This window comes from Salmonella sp. 741265116_PST (assembly GCF_046567715.1).
Taxonomy (GTDB): domain Bacteria; phylum Pseudomonadota; class Gammaproteobacteria; order Enterobacterales; family Enterobacteriaceae; genus Salmonella; species Salmonella enterica.
On sequence record NZ_JBKFPH010000069.1, the window covers coordinates 1 to 2,670 of the forward strand.

Below are 2,670 nucleotides of genomic sequence, written 5' to 3' on the forward strand. Positions count from 1 at the left end.
CTAAGCCCAATTACTTTATTGTGCGTGCCGGTTAATAAACGCAGCAGCATGGCTTCGGGTAACTCTTGTACCAGATCCATTTCGAACGCCAGAATAATTGTGCGCTCGGCTCCCTTGTTCACGTAATTGAGTTCAGCTATAGGCGTCATCGTGAATACGGTTTTGGGTTGCAGATAAGTGTAGAAATGATCAATCAACAAGTTTTTATCGGTGGTGCGATCGAAGATATGTCGCACCACGCCAGCTACGTTATTGGCAGCGTCAACAAACTGGCCCAAAGGCGTATTCTGGCTGCTGGAGTTATCCTGGCCGCCATTCTTTACCCAGCGCTTAAAGTGCCGGTTGGTGATTTCAGAACAGGCGGCGAGGATGACGGAGACCAACTGGAACAGATCGTGCAAGGTGGGATTGGTATCGCTGGCATCATTTTCGACTTCGTAATATAGCTCGGTGCGCGTTATGTCGCCTTCGCTATTGCGCATACGAATGCGTTTCAGCCCTTCTTCATTGACGTACATTTTGGGGTTAAAGCTGAATACGTTGCGGGTGATGGAGATGATGCGTTCGGCGGCGTCGCCGTTGACTTCGAATGCCCCTAACTGGTCGCGAAACATCTCCAGGATCGATCCCAGCGTTGTATCAGGGGATAGTTCGCACTTTTCCGCCAGTAAATTGCGCAGAGTAGTAATGAATTTGACCATCTCTTGCTCAAAGGTCGTTTGCGCTTCTTTGGGCTTGTTTCGGCGTTCTAAGCTGAGTACCGCGTTGTGAATACGTCCTGCGACGGAAATAACGTGCGCCAGGTTATTTTCCTGTGTGATTAGCTTTACATGGCATGTTTCTTCAAGGCGGGTGTAGGCTTCATGTAGTTCATCAATGATCACCGTAAAACGAATATTTTTCTGGCGAAAAGGACAATCTGAATTGCGTTTGAAGTGTTCGTCGCGAAGATAGGTAACCTGCTCGATATGACCGGCTGCCGCAACGGTGCTAATCTGTGGATCTTTGGGAGTCAGCTTACCGCCAATCAGCAAGTCGAAACCTACGGACTCAAAACGCACACCTTCGCCTCGCTGATGAGGTGCCAGTCGGTAAGTTGATGTGTCGAACTTATTCGTGGTCATTAATAGCACTGACGGGCGGTACTGGCAAACTTCGAAAGGCAATACCTGTTTGATAAGCTCGAAATAGACTTCGTGTACGCTTATCTTAGGTTCAAGTTTTCCTGGTTTTCGCGCTGTCTCCGCATTTTTCATTCGCTCCTGGCGCGCCTGGAGTCCGCGACGAATGTACTCTTTAATGGAAGTTTTTTCACTATCTGGTCCAAATAGTAATTTACAGGCTGACTCAATCGTATTGCGGATACTGTGACGACAGTTTTTTAGCTGCTCTTCGAGAATTTCTCTTTCGTAGTTGGTATCCTGAGAACCGTATGTTGTCAGCTTTTTTAACTGCTCTTCACAGCGATCAATTTGTGAAACATGATAATTGAGCGAACGCATAGCGCCGCCGATATATTTGCTACTTTTCGCCCCTTCGTACCACTGAATATAGCGGTCGCGGTTTTTCAGGCCAGAGGCCCAGTCCATAAAATCGAGGTCGGCAATATCCTTACGGGAGAGAACACAAATGAATTCGCCGCCAGAGGCCAGAATTTTATCTTTCTGGCTGCTATCCAGGTCGATTTGTGATTTTTGCGGCGACATGAACAGCAGGTTGGTAAAGCCACCTTCGGGAAACAGATCATCTGACTTTTGGGTTTTGGCGAAACGCTCCAGATATTCGACATACCCTTGAATTACGCCATAGCTTTTGCCGAATCCCGTGCCGTCGGAACTGAAAATGACCTCAGCGCCATCACGTTCATGCACGTGGTAAAGTTGAGAGACTCGGGCGCGACAAGAGTTAATATCTTCAATCAGCTTTGCGTCGGGAATTTTATTGGAGATGAAGTTTTGCAGATTATTATTGATAGTTTTCTCTCCAACACGCTCACACTTACGGTAACTATTGATAGCTATTTGCTCGCTTTCGATCAGAATCTTTTCCACCTGCATGGGGGCAAGATGCAAGGCTGTCGCGATTTCATTTATAGTATTGGACAGTGGTTCATGTGGATTGCTAATCGTGAAGTGGTTTAGTGCTGCCGCAACGGTATCTGGATGCAATGCTTTTCTGAGGGTGGGAAAGGTGAGGCTGTAATCGTATAGCGCTAAATCATTGCTTATCAGGCAGCGAAACGGTTGTTTAGTGGGATCGCCACCAGGACGGCTGGCAAATCCCAGGATTTTTGCCTGTTCGAGGCGATAAAGCAATGCTGCGGCATCGCGGTCAGGTGAATCAAATGCATCGTGAAGCTGCTGGCTAAATGGCATTGTGGCATTCAGCCGGTTATGGCTGACCAGCGCAGAAAAGTGCTGACGCACCAAGGTTAGCAGCTTACAATCTTCCTCTATAGTCCAGCTTTTTCTCATTCTTCTTCCCCTTAATATAAATGCCCCAGCAACCACTCCGTCACGCGTTCAACATTAAAAGCACGTAATCCATATTCCTGCGTCAGCAACGTCTCCGGTAAATGCTCATCATATTTTTCGAGGCACTTTTCAACGATGCTTTCGGCAAGACGGGATTCGGAAGGTAGTCCTTCCTGAAGTGCGCTGAATAACGCTT

General features: G+C 47.5%; 2 pseudogenes. Both read right to left on the reverse strand.

The features are described from left to right. A pseudogene (locus ACLD11_RS21735) lies at window positions 1-2,474 on the reverse strand (hypothetical protein); the annotation flags it as partial. An 11-nt stretch (window positions 2,475-2,485) separates the two neighbouring features. Continuing rightward, window positions 2,486-2,670: pseudogene (locus tag ACLD11_RS21740) on the reverse strand (ATP-dependent helicase); the annotation flags it as partial.